16 protein-coding genes, 3 tRNA genes, 3 rRNA genes and 1 other RNA gene are annotated in these 20,661 nt (G+C 39.5%); 17 read left to right on the top strand and 6 right to left on the bottom strand.

The window, feature by feature from the left end; translation table 11 throughout:
• Window positions 1–40: 40 nt before the first annotated feature.
• Window positions 41–913 (bottom strand): helix-turn-helix domain-containing protein, encoded by an 873-nt coding sequence (locus tag IGJ66_RS09440; protein ID WP_071868889.1) that lies wholly within the window; start codon window positions 911–913, stop codon window positions 41–43.
• Window positions 914–1,037: 124 nt separating this feature from the next.
• Here IGJ66_RS09440 and tadA point away from each other — a divergent pair, with 124 nt between their 5' ends.
• From tadA to IGJ66_RS09410, 6 genes are all read left to right on the top strand, one after another.
• The gene (gene tadA / locus IGJ66_RS09435; protein WP_373419147.1) at window positions 1,038–1,538 is read left to right on the top strand and encodes a tRNA adenosine(34) deaminase TadA; all 501 of its coding nucleotides are present in this window, start codon (window positions 1,038–1,040) and stop codon (window positions 1,536–1,538) included.
• 40 nt (window positions 1,539–1,578) lie between these two features.
• An RNA gene (gene ffs, locus IGJ66_RS09430) (signal recognition particle sRNA small type) lies at window positions 1,579–1,663 on the top strand.
• A 352-nt stretch (window positions 1,664–2,015) separates the two neighbouring features.
• Window positions 2,016–3,401, top strand: a complete 1,386-nt coding sequence (locus tag IGJ66_RS09425; protein WP_095803767.1) for a bifunctional metallophosphatase/5'-nucleotidase — start codon at window positions 2,016–2,018, stop codon at window positions 3,399–3,401.
• A gap of 37 nt (window positions 3,402–3,438) precedes the next feature.
• Complete coding sequence (locus IGJ66_RS09420) at window positions 3,439–4,134, top strand: YutD family protein (RefSeq protein WP_067482466.1); 696 nt, start codon at window positions 3,439–3,441, stop codon at window positions 4,132–4,134.
• 2 nt (window positions 4,135–4,136) lie between these two features.
• Window positions 4,137–4,901 (top strand): TIGR01457 family HAD-type hydrolase, encoded by a 765-nt coding sequence (locus IGJ66_RS09415; RefSeq protein ID WP_270346493.1) that lies wholly within the window; start codon window positions 4,137–4,139, stop codon window positions 4,899–4,901.
• On the top strand, window positions 4,902–5,546 hold the full coding sequence (locus IGJ66_RS09410) for a TIGR01906 family membrane protein (protein ID WP_067482462.1): 645 nt from the start codon (window positions 4,902–4,904) through the stop codon (window positions 5,544–5,546).
• A gap of 262 nt (window positions 5,547–5,808) precedes the next feature.
• Here IGJ66_RS09410 and IGJ66_RS09405 read toward each other — a convergent pair whose 3' ends face one another.
• Entirely contained in the window at window positions 5,809–6,318 is a 510-nt protein-coding gene (locus IGJ66_RS09405) for a phosphatidylglycerophosphatase A family protein (RefSeq protein ID WP_067482460.1), read from the bottom strand.
• Window positions 6,319–6,421: 103 nt separating this feature from the next.
• Window positions 6,422–7,423 (bottom strand): NAD(P)/FAD-dependent oxidoreductase, encoded by a 1,002-nt coding sequence (locus IGJ66_RS09400; RefSeq protein WP_284590992.1) that lies wholly within the window; start codon window positions 7,421–7,423, stop codon window positions 6,422–6,424.
• Between the two features lie 175 nt (window positions 7,424–7,598).
• Between IGJ66_RS09400 and IGJ66_RS09395 the strand changes: the two genes are divergently transcribed.
• Entirely contained in the window at window positions 7,599–8,183 is a 585-nt protein-coding gene (locus tag IGJ66_RS09395; protein WP_067482457.1) for a peptidylprolyl isomerase, read from the top strand.
• Between the two features lie 224 nt (window positions 8,184–8,407).
• On the opposite strand, the gene IGJ66_RS09390 is transcribed toward IGJ66_RS09395, so the two are convergent.
• On the bottom strand, window positions 8,408–9,577 hold the full coding sequence (locus tag IGJ66_RS09390; protein ID WP_430616532.1) for a MalY/PatB family protein: 1,170 nt from the start codon (window positions 9,575–9,577) through the stop codon (window positions 8,408–8,410).
• Window positions 9,578–9,668: 91 nt separating this feature from the next.
• Here IGJ66_RS09390 and IGJ66_RS09385 point away from each other — a divergent pair, with 91 nt between their 5' ends.
• The 7 genes from IGJ66_RS09385 to IGJ66_RS09355 all read left to right on the top strand — a co-directional run bounded on the left by IGJ66_RS09385 (window position 9,669) and on the right by IGJ66_RS09355 (window position 16,657).
• Window positions 9,669–10,049, top strand: a complete 381-nt coding sequence (locus IGJ66_RS09385; protein ID WP_349702685.1) for a CvfD/Ygs/GSP13 family RNA-binding post-transcriptional regulator — start codon at window positions 9,669–9,671, stop codon at window positions 10,047–10,049.
• A gap of 79 nt (window positions 10,050–10,128) precedes the next feature.
• Window positions 10,129–10,491, top strand: a complete 363-nt coding sequence (locus IGJ66_RS09380) for a hypothetical protein (RefSeq protein ID WP_067482451.1) — start codon at window positions 10,129–10,131, stop codon at window positions 10,489–10,491.
• A gap of 674 nt (window positions 10,492–11,165) precedes the next feature.
• Window positions 11,166–12,726 (top strand): 16S ribosomal RNA (locus IGJ66_RS09375).
• 229 nt (window positions 12,727–12,955) lie between these two features.
• A 23S ribosomal RNA gene (locus IGJ66_RS09370) occupies window positions 12,956–15,869 on the top strand.
• 92 nt (window positions 15,870–15,961) lie between these two features.
• Window positions 15,962–16,077: ribosomal RNA gene (rrf, locus tag IGJ66_RS09365) — 5S ribosomal RNA — on the top strand.
• The 16S, 23S and 5S rRNA genes sit together here with 1 tRNA gene alongside, the layout of an rRNA operon.
• A gap of 9 nt (window positions 16,078–16,086) precedes the next feature.
• Window positions 16,087–16,160, top strand: a tRNA-Asn gene (locus IGJ66_RS09360).
• A 134-nt stretch (window positions 16,161–16,294) separates the two neighbouring features.
• A complete protein-coding gene (locus IGJ66_RS09355; protein WP_067480199.1) occupies window positions 16,295–16,657 on the top strand; it encodes an iron-sulfur cluster biosynthesis family protein in 363 nt (120 codons plus the stop codon).
• Window positions 16,658–16,724: 67 nt separating this feature from the next.
• On the opposite strand, the gene IGJ66_RS09350 is transcribed toward IGJ66_RS09355, so the two are convergent.
• Both IGJ66_RS09350 and IGJ66_RS09345 read right to left on the bottom strand, forming a co-directional pair.
• The gene (locus tag IGJ66_RS09350) at window positions 16,725–17,357 is read right to left on the bottom strand and encodes a cadmium resistance transporter (RefSeq protein WP_067480202.1); all 633 of its coding nucleotides are present in this window, start codon (window positions 17,355–17,357) and stop codon (window positions 16,725–16,727) included.
• 336 nt (window positions 17,358–17,693) lie between these two features.
• A tRNA-Thr gene (locus tag IGJ66_RS09345) sits at window positions 17,694–17,766 on the bottom strand.
• 261 nt (window positions 17,767–18,027) lie between these two features.
• Here IGJ66_RS09345 and IGJ66_RS09340 point away from each other — a divergent pair.
• From IGJ66_RS09340 to IGJ66_RS09330, 3 genes are all read left to right on the top strand, one after another.
• Window positions 18,028–18,101, top strand: a tRNA-Asn gene (locus IGJ66_RS09340).
• Window positions 18,102–18,252: 151 nt separating this feature from the next.
• Window positions 18,253–19,581 (top strand): aminopeptidase C, encoded by a 1,329-nt coding sequence (locus IGJ66_RS09335; protein WP_430616531.1) that lies wholly within the window; start codon window positions 18,253–18,255, stop codon window positions 19,579–19,581.
• A 235-nt stretch (window positions 19,582–19,816) separates the two neighbouring features.
• Entirely contained in the window at window positions 19,817–20,650 is an 834-nt protein-coding gene (locus tag IGJ66_RS09330) for a fructosamine kinase family protein (protein ID WP_071869408.1), read from the top strand.
• Window positions 20,651–20,661: the final 11 nt, after the last annotated feature.

Here is a 20,661-nt window from a genome sequence, read left to right as displayed (position 1 = left end):
AGTGTTGGACTAGTCAGGCTAGTCGCAACGCTCACTTTTTTTAATTATTTTTTTTGGTAGGAGACATTTGGATGATTAGAAGATAACAAAAAAGAAGATCATTTGCTTGCTTTAAATTAAAGCCAGTTGCTTCCTGAAACTTTTCTATCCGATATTTCAACGTGTTACGATGAAGAAAAAGAGTTTTGGCAGCGGAGCTGATATTGCCCAAATGATTCCACAACGCTAAGATGATTTCTTCCATATCCATTTCTTCAAGCAAGAGCTGATAATTTTGGATAAGTAAATTCTCTTTGATTCCCTCTGTTGTAAAGTAGTGCAGGGCAACATCTTGTAGAGAAAACACAGCTTGACTGTTTTGTGGGGAGCGTTTTTCTGTAAGAAAAATTTTTCGTTCTTCAGCAAACAATGTTCCAAAATCTTGCGAAGGTGCATGAAAAGCGCCGACAAAAACATTTGTTGTAATTTCAAAGTCAATATCTAATGATTGAAAAATACCATTTAGTTCAGAAACTGGAAGAAAATTTTTCCCTTTAGGCTCAATCAGTAGTGCATCTTGTTGGCTATAGAAAAAGAAATCTGCAGGTTCATAAAACATCGCTAGTAACGTTTCTTGCCATTCCTTTTGCAAAAAGTCATCCTTTGCTGATACATGTAACTGGATGATTCGATAGGAACGATCTAATGTTAATGATTGTTGTTCGAATAAATAATGGTACCAAGGATGGTTTTTTGGATTGGTAGCCATTGGGAATAACGCTTTCAAAAGACTGATTTCAGATGGAGCTAACGATTTTTTTTCAAACCAAAGAAAGGCGTCACCAGTAGCTAAAGAAAGAATCGATGGTGATGCGGAAGGAAATTCTTTAAGTTGAGCATTTGGATATAATTCTAGTAATTGTGCTTGATTCATGTGCTTCACCTCACCGCTATTTTACCATAAAAAAACCTCATCAAAAGGACAAGCTAGTTACAAGTTTTTTTTTATATGGTAAAGTTATGCTGAAGAAAAATAATCGAGAAAAAAGTGAGGGAATTTGTTGAACGAAGAACAGTTATCGCAACAAGAAAAAGAAAAATGGATGCGCCTCGCTCTTGAAGAAGCTAAAAAAGCAGAACAGTTAGCTGAGGTCCCAATTGGTGCAGTGGTGATTTTAGATAATCAAGTAATTGGTAGGGGGCATAATCTACGAGAAACAACGCAAGATGCCACAACCCATGCAGAGATGCTTGCAATTAAAGAAGCTTGTGCAGCTGTTGGTAGCTGGCGTTTAGAAGAAGCACAGTTATTTGTAACACTAGAGCCTTGTCCAATGTGCAGTGGTGCGATGATTTTGTCACGTGTCAAAGAAGTTTATTTTGGTGCTTATGATCCAAAAGGTGGAACTGCTGGAACGTTGATGAATTTATTGACGGATGAACGCTTCAATCATCAAGCCACCGTTGAAGGGGGTATTTTGGAAGAGGAATGTGGAGGAATTTTGTCAACATTCTTCCGTCAGTTGCGTACGAAAAAAAAGAAATCGAAAAAAAGCTAGTCAGAATGGAAAAAATGCGGTATACTATTTCTTGCCGAAAGGCTAGGACAATGGTGGGCTTATGAAGCGTGTCAGATCCGGAAGGAAGCAGCACTAAGTAGGCTCCGCCATGTGTCTGAATATAAAAAATAGCTGATTGATGAACAGGAATGCTATACCTGTTTTTTTTTGCCCAAAAAATAAGTGAACCAACTAAATATTAGGAATGAATGTGTGCCAATAGCTTCTTTTGAAGTCAAAGGCGCGCTTTTTTTGTCAAAAAGACCAGCCTCAATAGAAAAAATGAGGCTGGCAAGGTTGGAGGTAAAGAATGAAAAAAATGAATGTTTTGGGAATGACTTAATAATAACTAGGTTAGCTTAAAGAAACCATAAATGATTTTTTTATTCTATTTTTTTGAAGTAAATAATACTCAGGATCATTATTGGAAGGAAAAAATAGCTCTGTGGTATGATGGTCGAGAAGAGAGGCGAGAAGATGGAAAAAATAATGTTATTACACACAAATGATCTCCATTCACATCTGGAAAACTGGCCCAGAATCAGACGCTTTTTAGAGCAACGAAAACGTGAAAGTGAAAAGAAAGTACAGACAACGACTGTTACAGTGGACCTAGGAGATTTCGTTGACCGTTGGCATCCCTTATCGGAAGCAACGAATGGTCAAGCCAATGTCTTACTGATGAATGAAATTGGTTACGATGCCGCAACGATTGGAAACAATGAAGGTGTTGGAAATTCAAAACATGATTTGAATCATCTATATGATGAAGCTAATTTTGATGTTTTATTAGCAAATTTATTTGACAAAAAAACATTGCAGCCACCAGCATGGGCGAAGCCATACAAGATTATCGAAACGAAGCAGCAGACAAAAATCGGTTTGCTGGCATTTACGGCACCTTTTCCTTTAACGTATAGTCCAAACGGTTGGGATATCCGAAATCCGTATGATATATTACCGGAAATGGTGGAAGAATTACGTCCGAAAGTCGATGTGTTAGTGTTGATGAGCCATCTGGGTATTCAAGATGATATCCAAATTGCAAAAGAATTACCAGCAATAGATGTTATCTTAGGTTCACATACACATCATCTCTTTCCTAATGGCGAAGTGATCAACGGCGTTCAATTAGCCGCAGCTGGTCGTTATGGTCAGTATGTAGGAGAAGTTCAATTGACGTTAGATGAGAATAAAAAAATTGTGAAATATTCTGCACAAGCAATTCCCACTGAGTCATTGACAGTCTTTGCAGAAGATGCGCAAGAAATCGCTAGTTATTTGGCAGAAGGGCACGCACTTTTAAAAGCTAAAAAGGTCGCTGACCTACCATTTCCACTAACAATGGATGTTTTTGGTGAAGAACCCTTTATTCAACTAGCATTAGAAGCAATCAAAGAACGTGGCAAGACGAAGGCGGCAATTTTGAATAGTGGCTTGTTTTTGACGGATATCCCCGCCGGAATTATCGACCAAGATGAGCTTCACACTGCGTTACCACATCCAATGCACTTATTGAATGTAACCGTTAAAGGAGCAGATTTGATTCGATTAATTTTGGAAATGGAAAAAAATCGCAACTTCTTACGTAACTTTCCTATGAATGGGATGGGATTTCGAGGGAAAATATTTGGACAAATCGTTTACAATGGTATTACCTACGATGAAGTAAATCATCAAGTACTCTTTCAAAATCAACCAATCAATGAGAAAGAAAGATATTCGTTTACGACGGTTGACCATTTCATGTTTGTACCGTTTTTCCCGACGATTGAGATTGCCGGCGAAAATGAATTTCTGTTCCCAGAGTTTATTCGTAGTGTTGTGGGTGATTACTTGAAAGCTCACTACCCAATCAAATAAAAACAAGGTATAATGACTAGGAATAGGTGGTGAAAGTATGTCTGCAAAACCAAAAGAAAAGAAACAACAGCCAGTTGCAAACAAAGAAACGAAAGAAACAACCGTAGCAACAGCTGAAAGTGAAGCAACAAATCTTGTCACAGATGAACTAACGACTGCTTTAGAAGAAATCGTTGAAGAAAAGCCTAAAGCAGAAAAAATCAAAGGGGAACTTGTGACACCTTTAGATGATAGTAATTTTTTAGTTGGTGATCGACAATTTCGTCTAGTAGCCAATCACCGTGAAGGGTTTGACGCACAAAAACTTGGCGAGCGGTACAGTGATGTGTTGTCTCGTTATGATTATATCGTTGGGGACTGGGGCTATGAACAGCTTCGCCTGAAAGGATTTTTCCGTGCAGACAATCGACGTGCCCATCCGGATCAGCGGATTGATTCATTAGAAGATTATCTTTATGAATACTGCAATTTTGGTTGTGCTTATTTTGTTATCGAGCGCATTGGCGGGGGAGACAAAAAGGAAAAGCCAGCACAACGTCGCAAAAAGAAAAAAAATTACAATCAGACAGCGTACATTGATGAAAAGAAAGGTCCAGTGTCTTCTAGTCATAAGAAACCTGTCATTAAAAAACGTAAGGAGACGCCCAAAAAAGCGACTGCTGCTAAAGAATCAGTAGAGCAGCCAGCAAATGAAAAAGCAAACTTTACGATAAGAAAAAGAAAAGAGTCGTGAGCATGAGTTATAAAGGATATTTGATTGATTTAGACGGAACGATTTATCGTGGAACAGAAGCGATTCCTGCAGGGAAACGTTTTGTCGAAGAATTACAACAACGTGAGTTACCCTTTTTATTCGTTACTAATAATACGACGAAGAGCCCTGCTACAGTTGCAAAACGTTTGGCAGATGAATTCGATATTCATGTCGCAGCAGAAACAGTTTATACGGCAAGTTTAGCGACGATTGATTTTATGCAAACAGATGGAAAAGGTAAGAAAGTTTTTGTTATTGGGGAGTCAGGATTAATTGACCTGATTTTGGAAGCTGGATTTGAATGGGAAGAAGAAAACCCAGATTACGTTGTTGTTGGATTAGATAATTATTTAACCTACGAAAAAGTGGTGACAGCAACGCTTGCAATTCAAAAAGGGGCAACGTTCATTGGAACAAACCCAGACAAGAATATTCCTACTGAACGCGGGTTGCTACCCGGTGCAGGTTCAGTGGTTTCCTTCGTTGAAACAGCTACTCAAACAACTCCAATCTATATTGGTAAGCCAGAAGCAATCATCATGGATAAGGCAGTAGAAATCTTAGGACTTCAAAAAGAGGAAGTAATCATGGTTGGTGATAACTATGAAACAGATATTCAAGCCGGTATCCAAAACGGAATTGACACGTTGCTCGTTCTATCTGGGTTTACCAAGGCAGAAGATGTACCTCATTTACCAGTCCCAGCTACATTTGTCAAAAATTCATTAGATGAGTGGCAGTTCTAAATGGGTAAGCGTAAGGGACAATGGCTTGAGTATTTGGGGTTGACTAGCTTATTTCTGACCTTGATTAGTCTAGCGATTGCCTTGACTATCAATTTTCGACCGCTCTATGTATTTGATATTGATTATTTGCATATTTTGCGGTACACGTCTCTGGATCAGCAAACGTTGCTTCAGAATTTTGATGAATTGATGAAATACTTGAATAATCCGTTTCAATCTGTACTGAGTTTGCCAGATTTTCCTGTTTCGGCCAGTGGCGCACACCATTTTCGTGAAGTTCGTGTTCTTTTTTTCATTGATTATGCTGTGTTATTAGTCACGTTGATACCAAGTAGCTTATTTGTTTATTCGTTATGGAAAAATAAACGTTTCTGGCGATTAATACGTCCGTTTCAGTTTGGGATGCTTGCGCCAGTGGTTATTGGATTTTTTATGCTAATCGGTTTTGATCGATTCTTCATTGTTTTTCACGAAACATTTTTCAACAATGACGATTGGTTATTCGATCCTCGAACTGATCCAATTATCAATGTGTTACCGGAAGAATTTTTTATGCATAGTTTTGTTCTCTTTTTTGTTTTACTTGAACTCTTTTTCGCTATTTTCCTGTTCCTTGGAAAGCATGAGTTAAGAAAGAAAAGATAACTTTTTCAACAAGAAACGCTCTCAAAGATAAACCAAATCTGGCTTATTTTTGAGGGCGTTTCTTTTACTTTTAGTGGAGAAAAAGGAGGTGTGACAAAAGCCTTGTCACACCTCCTTCAGTAATCAATCAAATTTTCACAAAAATATGAGAAGTCATTTTCGAAAACGGCTTCTCATATTTCTTGGAGTTAATCATTTCTGTCACAGTACCATTCTGTTGGTGACAGCCAATATTGCACTGCTAACTTGTTACCGATTCATTTTATTGTGTCAAACGACTGCGTTTTTCAGGTTCAGCATGGGCTAAACGACTTGCTGCAGATGCGGCAATCGCACCAACGATATCATCTAAAAAAGTATGGACATGATCGCCATCATGTCGGTTCAATTGTTTTAAAATCCCTGGTTTCACTTTGTCAATGTAGCCGTAGTTGGTAAACCCAATCGTTCCGTAAACATTAACAATAGATAAGGCGAGGATTTCATCAATTCCATACAAGCCTTCATCGTCTTCGATAATATGTTGTAAAGGTTCCATTAACTGTTTTTGTTCAGCTAAAATATCTAACTGGATTCCCGTGATGATTGCATTATGGACTTCTCGTTTTGTTAGAACCGAGTCAACGCTTTCTGCGCAATCCGCTAAAGTTAAATCAGTAATATAATCTTTTTGTAAAAACATAACTAATTCTGCAATATCTTCAATTGTTACACCGCGTTCAAGTAAAAGAGCACGTGCTTTTTCTTCTAATGTTTCCTTTTTAATAACCATGGTATTCCTCCTTCAAATAGTCTATATATTCATGTTAGCTTAATCAAGTAAAAAAGCAAGAAGGATACCTTTGCATCTGAGGTTTATTACAAGTGGATGCTAGTCATCTTTCAGGACGAAGTCGTTTATCATACAAGCTGGTACTGTGTCCAGGTTGTGCCCGTTCTTTGGGATTGATGTAATGTAGTGCATTGTTAACCGCAGTGGGTGCTTCACCAAATCCTGTAGCAATCAATTTCACTTTGCCATCATAGGAACAAATATCGCCTGCAGCGTAAATTCCAGGAATTGAGGTCGACATATCGGAGTTTACCATGATTGATTGGCGAGAACTTTCCAGCCCCCACGAAGCAATCTGACCTAAATTAGAAGTAAACCCATAATTGACAATCAAAGAATCAATGCTTAAATCAATCGTTTCATCGCTTTTTACCTTTTTTAAACGAAGGTCGGTTAACTGGTTTGATTCCCCAGCTAAATCTTCAATCAAATAAGGTGTCAATAAATGAACAGATGAATTTTTTAATTGAGCAACACTGTGTTCATGGCCACGAAATTCGCTTCGACGATGGATCAGATAGACTTCGCTAGCAATTGGCTCAAGCATCAATGCCCAATCAATCGCAGAATCGCCACCACCAGCAATTGCTACTTTTTTGCCAGCGTATTTCATTAAATCATTGACATAATAATCTAAACCGTTGTTCTCAAAGGCGTCGGCACCTTCGATAGTTAATTTTCTTGGCTGAAAAGAGCCATTTCCGAGTGCTAAAATCACCGCTTTTGAATAATGGATACCTTTGTTTGTAATGATTTCGATCACATCTTCTTCGCGTGTAATGGAAAGAACTTCTTCTTCTAAATGAAATGTATGATTAAAAGTCGTCAATTGCTTTTCAAGATTGCCGACCAATTCGTTTGCTTTAATTGCAGGATACCCTGGGATATCGTAAATATATTTCTCTGGATACAAGGTCGCTAACTGACCACCAAGTTGGGGTAAACTGTCAATGATCTTTGTTTTTGCTTGTCGCATTCCTGCATAAAATGCGGCAAACATACCCACGGGTCCAGCACCGATAATGGTAATGTCATAAATGTCCATAAAAAACTCCTCCTCCAGACACACTATAGCAGAATTCAACTGAGAATGCTTCTCAAATAAATTAATTTTACTTGGAGTTTAAACTTTCTTTTTAGTAATCTGATCTAGTTTTTTGAATAGACATTCGGTATTATGTTATTATTTGGTAGTAAGAAAACATTAGGAGGAACCAAACATGGCATTTCCACAATTAGATTTAGCAAATGAAAAAGGCCCAAAAGCAACAATCAAAACAAATCGCGGAGACATCACAGTTCAATTATTTCCTGAATTAGCACCTAAAACTGTTCAAAATTTTATTGAATTAGCTAAAAAAGGGTACTACGATGGTGTCATTTTCCACCGTGTCATTCCTGATTTCATGATCCAAGGTGGCGACCCAACTGGAACAGGTATGGGAGGAGAAAGCATCTACGGTGAAAGCTTTGAAGATGAATTTAGCCGTGAATTATTTAACCTACGTGGTGCATTATCAATGGCGAATGCTGGTCCAAATACTAACGGGAGCCAATTCTTTATCGTAAATAATGAAAATGTTCCTGCTAATATGCTTGGACAACTTGAAGGTGCCGGTTTCCCCGCAGAAGTTATCGAAGCTTATAAGGGTGGAGGTACACCTTGGCTAGATTTCCGTCACACAGTTTTTGGTCATGTTGTTGAAGGAATGACTGTTGTTGATGAAATTGCAAATGTACAACGTGGACCACAAGACCGACCAGTCCATGATGTAGTAATCGAAACAATTGAGATTGCAGAATAACTATCAGAAAATGTACTGATAATGTAAAAGAGATTGTGGTCCAAAGCGTTGAACTTCAAGTAATAAGTAAAAATTTTTAGAAATTGTTCTTCAAATTTTGACGAAGTTTCAGCTTACTGCCGCAGAAGTTGCTTTGAGAACATCTTTTATTCGTATAAAAGGGACTGTGACAAATTTTTTGTCACAGTCCCTTTTTGCTTTTTTATAAAAAATTAAATAGAAAATTACTTTTCAAAAGAGTGTTTGATTCGTTGTAATCCTTCTAATAAAGTCGCTTTAGGGCAGGCAACATTCAAACGCATATGACAATGTCCAGCTGGGCCAAAAGAAATTCCTGGGTTCAAGACAACTTTTCCTTTTTTAATGAAACAGTCTTGCAATTCTTGATCATTTGTTTCGTAAGCGGAAAAATCTAACCACATTAGGTAAGTCCCTTCAGGCTTCATAACACGAACATCTGGCATTTCTTCTTGAAAAAAGGAACAAACAAGTGAAACATTTTCTTCTAAATAAGGAAGCAACTCTGAAAGCCAAGTTTCACCAGTTTCGTAAGCTGCCTGTGTACCAATTAAGCCAAATGTATTGATTTCTTGTTGCTGATTAGTTAAGAGACGTTGTGTAAAAGCTGCTTTAAGTTTTTTATTTTTGATAAAAACCATCGAATGTTTAATTGCCGCTAAATTAAATGTTTTTGTGGCGGAAGTAAATGCGATCATTTGATCATGAAGTTTCGGATTGATTGTCAACATTGATGTGAACTGATTGCCAAACAGCATAAGGTCCTGATGAATTTCATCACTGAATATGAAAACCTGATAGTTTAAACACAGGTCTGCTAACTGAGTTAATTCAGCTTTTGACCACACACGACCGCCAGGATTATGAGGGTTACATAAAATGAAGGCTTTGATATTGTGTTGTTGTATCTTTTGTTCCATATCTGCAAAGTCCATCTCGAAATGATTGTTTTTTTCTATTAAAGAACTGCGAACCAACTTTCGCTGATTGTTTTCTACTATAGAAGAAAAAGGTGGATAAACAGGATCATGAATCATAATTGAATCGCCTATTTCAGTAAACGTTTGGATACCTACAGCTAGACTGGACAAAACACCACTTGAAAAGACAATCTCTTCTTTTTTTATGGTGACTTGATGCTGTTCCTTTTCCCATTGAATAATAGCGTTATATAATTCATTGGAAATCGTTGAGTAACCAAACAAACCGTTTTGAACATAGCTGCTTAAAGCCTGAGTGACACTTTTGGGAGAAAGAAAATCCATATCTGCTACCCAAAGCGGTAACAAATCAGATGCATGATATGTTTCAGTAATACCATCCCATTTTACGCTATGCGTATTTTTTCTCGTTATTTGTTGATCGAATTCTACCATTTCAAAGCCTCCGATTTCACTTGTTTATTTTCAAAACTTCTTTTTTTAAATCATATACAGTATAATGAAAGATGCGAAGAGAGGGAAGTAAATGACTTATAAAATTGGACAAATAATTGAAGGAAAAGTAACTGGAATACAACCTTATGGTGCGTTTGTTTCTCTTGACGAGGAAACGCAGGGATTAATCCATGTTTCAGAAGTACAATCAGGTTATACAAAAAATATTCATGCATTGCTAACAATCGGACAACCAATCAGAGTACAAATTATTGATATTGATGAGTACTCTCAAAAAATCAGTTTATCTTTAAGAACTTTAGAGAACAACAGTCCAGTAGTTGCACACCGTAGAAAAAGGTATTTTACAAACAAAAATAGAAAAATTGGTTTTAAAACAATCGAAGAACAACTACCCATCTGGATCAAAGAAGCATTGATTGAATTGGAGAAAAAAGAAAACAAGAAATAAAAAGTGTATTTTTTCTGAAAATATGCTAAAATTTTTTTGTAAGCCATAGAACAAGAACAAGTTGATCGAGGTGGAGATTTTGGCAAACAAAAGAGTCGCTGGTACAATTATGTTGCATTTGGAGGATGGATCAAAGAGATTTCTGGTTCATTCAATTGATGATACGCTAGAATTCGCGTTAGCAGATCTTTCTGAAGGAAAGACTGGTCTAGCCAATATGCTTAATTTTTTAAAGGAAATCGTTCATATTGATGTGAGTCAAATCAACTTAATGGAGTTGACCAACACCCATATCGGACATGAAAATGTTCCGTTGTTTGTTTTTGAAACAGAGCAGAAGAATCAGGATGGTGAGCTGGCAGAAGGCTATCTTTGGGAAGAATCAGGGCAGATGCGAGCTGTTCTTGGGACTTACGAAGTAGAGGGTGTTCCTCTTTTCTAATCAGAAAATACAAAAATAAAAAGAAGATTGAAAAAAATTCAATCTTCTTTTTTTGCCGTTTTAAACAAAAAAACAAGTAGAATGTTCCGGTTTATAATGCTTTTATAGCCATTTTAAAGCTTAACCAGAGACTTTGTTCGTAAAACACGAAAATTAGGAAGAAAAACAGTCTGAGTACTGTTTGAAAAAGGTCAAAAATTCAGTTGACCAATCAAAAAAAGAATGATAAATTAGACAACGTTGAAGCGAAAGTAACATTCATGAAACTTTCGTAAATAACATGAAAAATAGTTGTTGACATGTGAATTATCACATGATAAGATAACTAAGTCGTTTAAAAAGGGCTGCTTATGAAGCTTGATTTCATCAAGAAAAACTTCAAAAAAGTTCTTGACAAATAACAAACGATGCGATATGATAAATGAGTTGTTGAAAGATTTCTTAAACGAAATCAAAAAAACTTTTTAAAAAAAGAGTTGACATTCAAACATCACTCTGATATGATATAAAAGTTGCTACGGCAATTCAAGTAGACCTTTGAAAACTGAACAAAGTAAGACAAACCAAATGTGTAGGGCGTCTTGATTCAATTCAAGACAACAAACATTTTTAAACAGCAAGCAATATGCTAGCAAACAAATTGAGCTTAACAATCGAAAGATTGTTCTAACTTTTATTATGAGAGTTTGATCCTGGCTCAGGACGAACGCTGGCGGCGTGCCTAATACATGCAAGTCGTACGCTTTTTCTTTCACCGGAGCTTGCTCCACCGAAAGAAAAGGAGTGGCGAACGGGTGAGTAACACGTGGGTAACCTGCCCATCAGAAGGGGATAACACTTGGAAACAGGTGCTAATACCGTATAATAATCGAAACCGCATGGTTTTGATTTGAAAGGCGCTTTCGGGTGTCGCTGATGGATGGACCCGCGGTGCATTAGCTAGTTGGTGAGGTAACGGCTCACCAAGGCCACGATGCATAGCCGACCTGAGAGGGTGATCGGCCACATTGGGACTGAGACACGGCCCAAACTCCTACGGGAGGCAGCAGTAGGGAATCTTCGGCAATGGACGAAAGTCTGACCGAGCAACGCCGCGTGAGTGAAGAAGGTTTTCGGATCGTAAAACTCTGTTGTTAGAGAAGAACAAGGATGAGAGTAACTGTTCATCCCTTGACGGTATCTAACCAGAAAGCCACGGCTAACTACGTGCCAGCAGCCGCGGTAATACGTAGGTGGCAAGCGTTGTCCGGATTTATTGGGCGTAAAGCGAGCGCAGGCGGTTTCTTAAGTCTGATGTGAAAGCCCCCGGCTCAACCGGGGAGGGTCATTGGAAACTGGGAGACTTGAGTGCAGAAGAGGAGAGTGGAATTCCATGTGTAGCGGTGAAATGCGTAGATATATGGAGGAACACCAGTGGCGAAGGCGACTCTCTGGTCTGTAACTGACGCTGAGGCTCGAAAGCGTGGGGAGCAAACAGGATTAGATACCCTGGTAGTCCACGCCGTAAACGATGAGTGCTAAGTGTTGGAGGGTTTCCGCCCTTCAGTGCTGCAGCTAACGCATTAAGCACTCCGCCTGGGGAGTACGACCGCAAGGTTGAAACTCAAAGGAATTGACGGGGGCCCGCACAAGCGGTGGAGCATGTGGTTTAATTCGAAGCAACGCGAAGAACCTTACCAGGTCTTGACATCCTTTGACCACTCTAGAGATAGAGCTTCCCCTTCGGGGGCAAAGTGACAGGTGGTGCATGGTTGTCGTCAGCTCGTGTCGTGAGATGTTGGGTTAAGTCCCGCAACGAGCGCAACCCTTATTGTTAGTTGCCATCATTTAGTTGGGCACTCTAGCAAGACTGCCGGTGACAAACCGGAGGAAGGTGGGGATGACGTCAAATCATCATGCCCCTTATGACCTGGGCTACACACGTGCTACAATGGGAAGTACAACGAGTCGCGAAGTCGCGAGGCTAAGCTAATCTCTTAAAGCTTCTCTCAGTTCGGATTGTAGGCTGCAACTCGCCTACATGAAGCCGGAATCGCTAGTAATCGCGGATCAGCACGCCGCGGTGAATACGTTCCCGGGCCTTGTACACACCGCCCGTCACACCACGAAAGTTTGTAACACCCGAAGTCGGTGAGGTAACCTTTTTGGAGCCAGCCGCCTAAGGTGGGATAGATGATTGGGGTGAAGTCGTAACAAGGTAGCCGTATCGGAAGGTGCGGCTGGATCACCTCCTTTCTAAGGAATATTACGGAGACTACACACGTTTGTCATCATTACTTTGTTCAGTTTTGAGAGGTTTACTCTCAAAACACTTTGTTCATTGAAAACTGGATATTTGAAGTAAGATCAAAACAAACCGAGAACACCGCGTTGAATGAGTTTTTTAATAAGTTCAATTGCTTATTTTTCTTGACTAGTTTCTATCGCTAGAAATGATGTCAAAACCCAACCGTAAGGTTGATAAGGTTAAGTGAATAAGGGCGCACGGTGGATGCCTTGGCACTAGGAGCCGATGAAGGACGGGACTAACACCGATATGCTTTGGGGAGCTGTACGTAAGCTATGATCCAGAGATTTCCGAATGGGGGAACCCAGCATCTTTTATAGGATGTTACAAATATGTGAATACATAGCATATTTGAGGTAGACGCAGAGAACTGAAACATCTAAGTACCTGCAGGAAGAGAAAGAAAATTCGATTCCCTGAGTAGCGGCGAGCGAAACGGGAAAAGCCCAAACCAACAAGCTTGCTTGTTGGGGTTGTAGGACTCCGATATGGTAGTTTTTTCAGATAATCGAATGACTTGGAAAAGTCAGTCAAAGAGGGTAAAAACCCCGTAGATGAAATTTGGAAGACACCTAGGAGGATCCTGAGTACGGCGGAACACGAGGAATTCCGTCGGAATCCGGGAGGACCATCTCCCAAGGCTAAATACTCCCTAGTGACCGATAGTGAACCAGTACCGTGAGGGAAAGGTGAAAAGCACCCCGGAAGGGGAGTGAAATAGAACCTGAAACCGTGTGCCTACAACAAGTCAAAGCCCGTTAATGGGTGATGGCGTGCCTTTTGTAGAATGAACCGGCGAGTTACGATTGCATGCGAGGTTAAGTCGAAGAGACGGAGCCGTAGCGAAAGCGAGTCTGAATAGGGCGTTTGAGTATGTAGTCGTAGACCCGAAACCATGTGATCTACCCATGTCCAGGTTGAAGGTGCGGTAAAACGCACTGGAGGACCGAACCCACGTACGTTGAAAAGTGCGGGGATGAGGTGTGGGTAGCGGAGAAATTCCAAACGAACTTGGAGATAGCTGGTTCTCTCCGAAATAGCTTTAGGGCTAGCCTCGGAATTGAGAATGATGGAGGTAGAGCACTGTTTGGACTAGGGGCCCATCTCGGGTTACCGAATTCAGATAAACTCCGAATGCCATTCATTCATATCCGGGAGTCAGACTGTGAGTGATAAGATCCATAGTCGAAAGGGAAACAGCCCAGACCACCAGCTAAGGTCCCAAAATATATGTTAAGTGGAAAAGGATGTGGGGTTGCACAGACAACTAGGATGTTGGCTCAGAAGCAGCCACCATTTAAAGAGTGCGTAATAGCTCACTAGTCGAGTGACCCTGCGCCGAAAATGTACCGGGGCTAAACATATTACCGAAGCTGTGGATAACACCTATGGTGTTATGGTAGGAGAGCGTTCTAAGGGCGTTGAAGGTAGATCGTGAGGACTGCTGGAGCGCTTAGAAGTGAGAATGCCGGTATGAGTAGCGAAAGACAGGTGAGAATCCTGTCCACCGAATGACTAAGGTTTCCTGGGGAAGGCTCGTCCGCCCAGGGTTAGTCGGGACCTAAGCCGAGGCCGAAAGGCGTAGGCGATGGATAACAGGTTGATATTCCTGTACCCGTTGTTTTTGTTTGAGCAATGGAGGGACGCAGGAGGCTAAGGAATGCAGACGATTGGAAATGTCTGTCCAAGCAGTAAGTCTTAGGTTGAGTCAAATGCTTAATTTTTTAAGGACAAGCTGTGATGGGGAGGGAAATAATAGTACCGAAGTTCCTGATGTCACACTGCCAAGAAAAGCTTCTAGTGAGAAAACAACGGCCCGTACCGCAAACCGACACAGGTAGTCGAGGAGAGAATCCTAAGGTGAGCGAGAGAACTCTCGTTAAGGAACTCGGCAAAATGACCCCGTAACTTCGGGAGAAGGGGTGCTGATCGTCAGATCAGCCGCAGTGAATAGGCCCAAGCGACTGTTTATCAAAAACACAGGTCTCTGCAAAATCGTAAGATGAAGTATAGGGGCTGACGCCTGCCCGGTGCTGGAAGGTTAAGAGGAGTGCTTAGCGTAAGCGAAGGTACGAATTGAAGCCCCAGTAAACGGCGGCCGTAACTATAACGGTCCTAAGGTAGCGAAATTCCTTGTCGGGTAAGTTCCGACCCGCACGAAAGGCGTAACGATTTGGGCACTGTCTCAACGAGAGACTCGGTGAAATTTTAGTACCTGTGAAGATGCAGGTTACCCGCGACAGGACGGAAAGACCCCATGGAGCTTTACTGTAGTTTGATATTGAGTGTCTGTACCGCATGTACAGGATAGGTAGGAGCCGTAGAAATCGGAACGCTAGTTTCGATGGAGGCGCTGGTGGGATACTACCCCTGCGTTATGGCCACTCTAACCCGCACCACTAATCGTGGTGGGAGACAGTGTCAGATGGGCAGTTTGACTGGGGCGGTCGCCTCCTAAAAGGTAACGGAGGCGCCCAAAGGTTCCCTCAGAATGGTTGGAAATCATTCGAAGAGTGTAAAGGCAGAAGGGAGCTTGACTGCGAGACCAACAAGTCGAGCAGGGACGAAAGTCGGGCTTAGTGATCCGGTGGTTCCGCATGGAAGGGCCATCGCTCAACGGATAAAAGCTACCCTGGGGATAACAGGCTTATCTCCCCCAAGAGTCCACATCGACGGGGAGGTTTGGCACCTCGATGTCGGCTCGTCGCATCCTGGGGCTGTAGTCGGTCCCAAGGGTTGGGCTGTTCGCCCATTAAAGCGGCACGCGAGCTGGGTTCAGAACGTCGTGAGACAGTTCGGTCCCTATCCGTCGCGGGCGTTGGAAATTTGAGAGGAGCTGTCCTTAGTACGAGAGGACCGGGATGGACTTACCGCTGGTGTACCAGTTGTTCTGCCAAGGGCATTGCTGGGTAGCTATGTAGGGAAGGGATAAACGCTGAAAGCATCTAAGTGTGAAGCCCACCTCAAGATGAGATTTCCCATTTCTTTAAGAAAGTAAGATCCCTGAGAGATGATCAGGTAGATAGGTCAGAAGTGGAAGTACAGTGATGTATGGAGCGGACTGATACTAATCGATCGAGGACTTAACCAAGAATGGTAAAAGAAAAAAACTCGGTAGAGTTGAGATTACTTCAAATCCAGTTTTGAGTGAGCAAAAGCAAACTCAATAAGATAACACCACAGTGTGGTGGCGATAGCGAGAAGGATACACCTGTAACCATGCCGAACACAGAAGTTAAGCTTCTTAGCGCTGATTGTAGTGAGGGGTTGCCCCTTGTGAGAGTAGGACGTCGCCACGCTGGTGTTATTCCGGCATAGCTCAGTTGGTAGTAGCGCATGACTGTTAATCATGATGTCGTAGGTTCGAGTCCTACTGCCGGAGTACTAAAAAGAAGGAAGAAATCGTTAAGATTTCTTCCTTCTTTTTTTGTTGTGTCAGTCGATGAGGCAAGTGTCTCGCTATATTTATTAATATGTGTTAGCATTTTTTTGGAAGAATAAAGGAGGTTTTAAATAATGTATTTAAAAATTTCTACTGAAGCACAAGAACGATTACAAAAATATTTAGATGAAGAAGCAACTGTAATTCTTGATCTAGATGATGGCGTAGGTGTGTATTCTAAAATGGGTGTCTGCTCATTAGACACTAGCTTTCGTCTATTGATTTTAGACAAAACACAAAAAAGAGAAGACTATCAATTAGTTTTGGATAGTGATGTAGGCGAGCTTTATGTGAAAGACTACTCCAAAATGTACATGGATGAAGCGATGACTTTGTCACTTGATACGCGACTAGGTGTATTCCAATTATCGAGTCCTAGTGGTATGTTAGACAGCCATGTTCAATTAGTGGATCTTCGCCCTAACAAAATTGTCTAATGCAACTCTTCAATTAAATAAGAAAAACTCTCTAATGTATAAATATTTGATACATTAGAGAGTTTTTTTAGTTAAACAAACCACTGTCAATAAGAATATAGATTCCTAAGCCAATAAAGATGACTGGTATAATAAATACTTGATGCCGATGAAGTTCCTCCTGTATAAAGGAAAGATTGGCTAATTTGAAACTGAAATAACACCAGATAGCAATCATAATTATAAATATAAGAACAGTTAAAATTAAATCAATGACAGAATACCTACTAAATAGGGGGACGTAAATTCCAATATTATTTGAGCCATTGCCAAGAGTTAAAAGAGTAACATTTAAAAAATGTGGTCGTAAGCCACTTGTTAATAGAGTTTCATCTGTGAGATCTGCTTTGTTAGCTGAGGAGTCTTTCTCGATTGAAGCAGTTCTTTTTTTATTTTTCACAAAATCAAGCCAAGACTTAATTCCTAGAAAAATTGGAATGATGCCTAGCAAACCTAAATACTCCGTTTGAATTCGATTCAAACTGTGAGATGCCAAAATACTAAATAGAACTAAGAGCCCTACTCCTAAATATTGTCCAAGAACAATATCTTTTTTTGATAAATTTTTTCCAACTTGAGAAAATAAAATGGTTAATATAAAAATGTCATCAATATTGGTGCTGATAAAAGAAATCAAACTAGTAGTAAGTGTTGTAAGCATTGAAATCCCTCCTCACATTTAAGGATAAATAAAATAATCTTATACTTAATTATAACGTTTTATTTAGTTAGTGTGTTAGTGAGAGAGTGGTCACTATAAAATCAGACGATGGTTTAATCGTTGCAAGAAGTTTTGAGTGAGGAGAGTTAAAAAAGAAAAGAACAGTTCCAGGCTAAAATTTAGTCACGAGTGTTGTACACCTTATTTTAGTTAAATAAGTCTAAGCAGTTCTTGAATCCTAATTCAATGAGCATTGGTTAAGAGAGCTGGAAAATAAATAATCAAAAAAGACATCAGAATGGGTGTTTTTATAACACATTCTGATGCCTTTAAGGAAGCCACTTGACGGGCTCGAACCGTCGACCCCCACCTTACCATGGTGGTGCTCTACCAGCTGAGCTAAAGCGGCATGAATATTTTTACAACTAATAGAATAGCGAAAATATTGAAATTTGTCAATCCTATTTATAGTGAAAAGTGAACATAATGGATTGGAAATAAGTGAGTTAGAGAATTATTTTGTATGGTATTTTATGAATGAGAAAGTAGTTTACCGCATTTGAAAATAACGGAAAGAACAATGATCTTTTTCTAGCAAAAAAACCATAAAAAAAACAAAAAAAGTATTGCACGTGATGGAATAAATTGCTATTATATTTATGTACTTGATTCCGGCATAGCTCAGTTGGTAGTAGCGCATGACTGTTAATCATGATGTCGTAGGTTCGAGTCCTACTGCCGGAGTAAGAATAAAAACACAACTTTTTGGAGTTGTGTTTTTTTGTTTTCCATTTGAATAGTTGTCCTCCTTGGGAAAGTCTATTTAGCAGATTGAAATTAGTAGAGTAGAAGAGTAGAATGATGGTTGTATCATGGATTTGGAAAGGATGATTGGATGTCAGCTATTACACCTGAGATGACAAAAAAATTTGAGGAACAATTTTTAGAAAATAATAAACAACAGGCGCTACAGCGTACCGTTGTGAAAAACGGAATTTCTGCATCAGCAGAAAATATTTCTGCTCATGTTGCAAATACACCCGTATTTTCAATTGATTTAGCAACAGGGAATGTCGCAAATCAAAAACAATCTGGACGCTGCTGGATGTTTGCAGCATTGAATACGTTCCGTCATAAAATGCTTACTCAATTTCAATTAAAAGATTTTGAATTATCACAGAATTATACTTTTTTCTGGGATAAGTATGAAAAAGCAAATTATTTCTATGAAAATGTTATTGCAACTGGTAAAGAGGATTTAACAAGCCGTAAAGTAGCCTTCTTGTTAGCAACACCACAACAAGATGGCGGCCAATGGGATATGATTGTTTCTTTATTCCAAAAATATGGAGTAGTTCCTAAATCTGTTATGCCAGAAAGTGCAAATAGTTCTAATTCTCGCGACTTAAATAATTATTTAAACAAAATTTTACGTAAAGATGCAGTTACTTTGCGCAAAATGGTTGCTGAAGGATTACCTGAAGCAGTAATTCAAGCTAAAAAAGAAGGAATGCTTAAAGAAGTGTATCAATTTTTGGCTATTTCATTAGGCACACCACCAGAATCTTTTGATTTTGAATACCGTGATGAAGACAAAAATTACCATATCGACCAAAATCTAACACCAAAAACGTTTTACGATAAGTATGTTGGTGTGAATTTGGACGATTATGTTAGCATCATTAATGCGCCAACTGAAGATAAGCCTTTTGATCGCTCATATACAGTTGAAATGTTAGGTAATGTCGTTGGTGGAAAAGAAGTTAAATATCTAAATGTTGATATGGAAACATTTAAAAAATTAGCGATTGCACAATTGGAACAAGGAGAATCTGTTTGGTTTGGCTGCGATGTAGGTCAATCTTCAACTAGAGATAGTGGAATCATGGCGCTAGACGCGTATGATATGAATGATTTATTCGATGTTGATTTTACAATGACTAAAGCTGAACGTTTAGATTTTGGTGAAAGCTTGATGACCCATGCAATGGTCTTAACGGGCGTTGATCTAGTGGACGATCAATCAACTAAATGGAAAGTTGAAAATAGTTGGGGAGAAAAAGTTGGAACAAAAGGTTTCTTTGTAATGAGTGATGAATGGATGGATGAGTATACTTATCAAATCGTTGTTCGAAAAGACTTATTAACTGAAGAACAACTTGCGGCATTTAACGCAGAACCAATTGTTTTAGCACCTTGGGATCCAATGGGCGCTTTAGCTTAATCGAAATAGTATGGGCTGTATGGCCTAAATAGTTGATTATTCGAAAGAAATCCAGTTTAGACAAATCATTGACTTGATTTGCTCTGAACTGGTTTTTTTAGTTTTGTTCTTCAATCGAGGAACAATGTTTTTTTAATCAGCTATGCTATAATTTTTAATAACAGAAAGGTTAAATAAGTGCTGTGGGTAATTGAGAAATGAAAGGGCTGAGTTATTTACATTAGGGGGGAATAAGATGGAAATTCAATCGGTGCTAAAAGAATTAAATCTGACTGGTAAAGTTGTACCAGTTGTTGGTGGGGATGTCAATCAGGCATATCGAATCGAAGACCAAACGAGAACTTATTTTTTAAAGATTCACCCAAAAGTCAAACGTCGTTTTTTTGAAGTCGAAGTGAATGGTTTGAAAGAACTGTCACCTTATGTCAGAGTTCCTGAAACCTATTTATTAGGCGAAACAATCGAAGGAGCTTACTTGCTAATGGAATGGATTGAGCCTGGAAGTGGGGATCAAGCAGACTTAGGACGTGCCTTGGCAACAGTACATCAAGCAACGGCACCACAATTTGGTTTTTATGAAGATAATTATTTAGGTATTTTGGAACAAACGAATACTTTTGAAGAAAATTGGTGGACCTTTTTCTTTAAGAATCGACTAGAAAAGCAACTCATGATTGCAGAAGCGAATAATCATTGGAATCACTGGCGACAAGAAAAATTTTTTCGATTCAAAGAAGCTTTTTTACGAGATGTCGGGAAACAAAAGATTATCCCGAGCCTCTTGCATGGTGACCTGTGGAGTGGTAATGTTTTCTTTGACCAACAAGGACATCCAGTGTTGATTGACCCAGCTGTTTCATATGGTAATCGCGAGCAAGATATAGCCATGAGTCAGTTATTTGGCGGTTTTCGCCCTGAATTTTTAGTAGGCTATCAAGAACTAAATCCGCTGGATAAAGGCTGGGAAGAACGTTTACCTGTCTATCAGTTATATTATTTACTTGCTCACTTGAATATGTTTGGCGAAAGTTATGGTGCGCAAGTTGATCAATTATTAGCTAGGAAGTAAGAGGAGGATAA

Source organism: Enterococcus sp. DIV0176 (assembly GCF_050528535.1).
Classification (GTDB): Bacteria; Bacillota; Bacilli; order Lactobacillales; family Enterococcaceae; genus Enterococcus_B; species Enterococcus_B thailandicus.
Note: the sequence above shows the minus strand (reverse complement) of the source record. Positions and strands in the feature narration are given on the sequence as shown.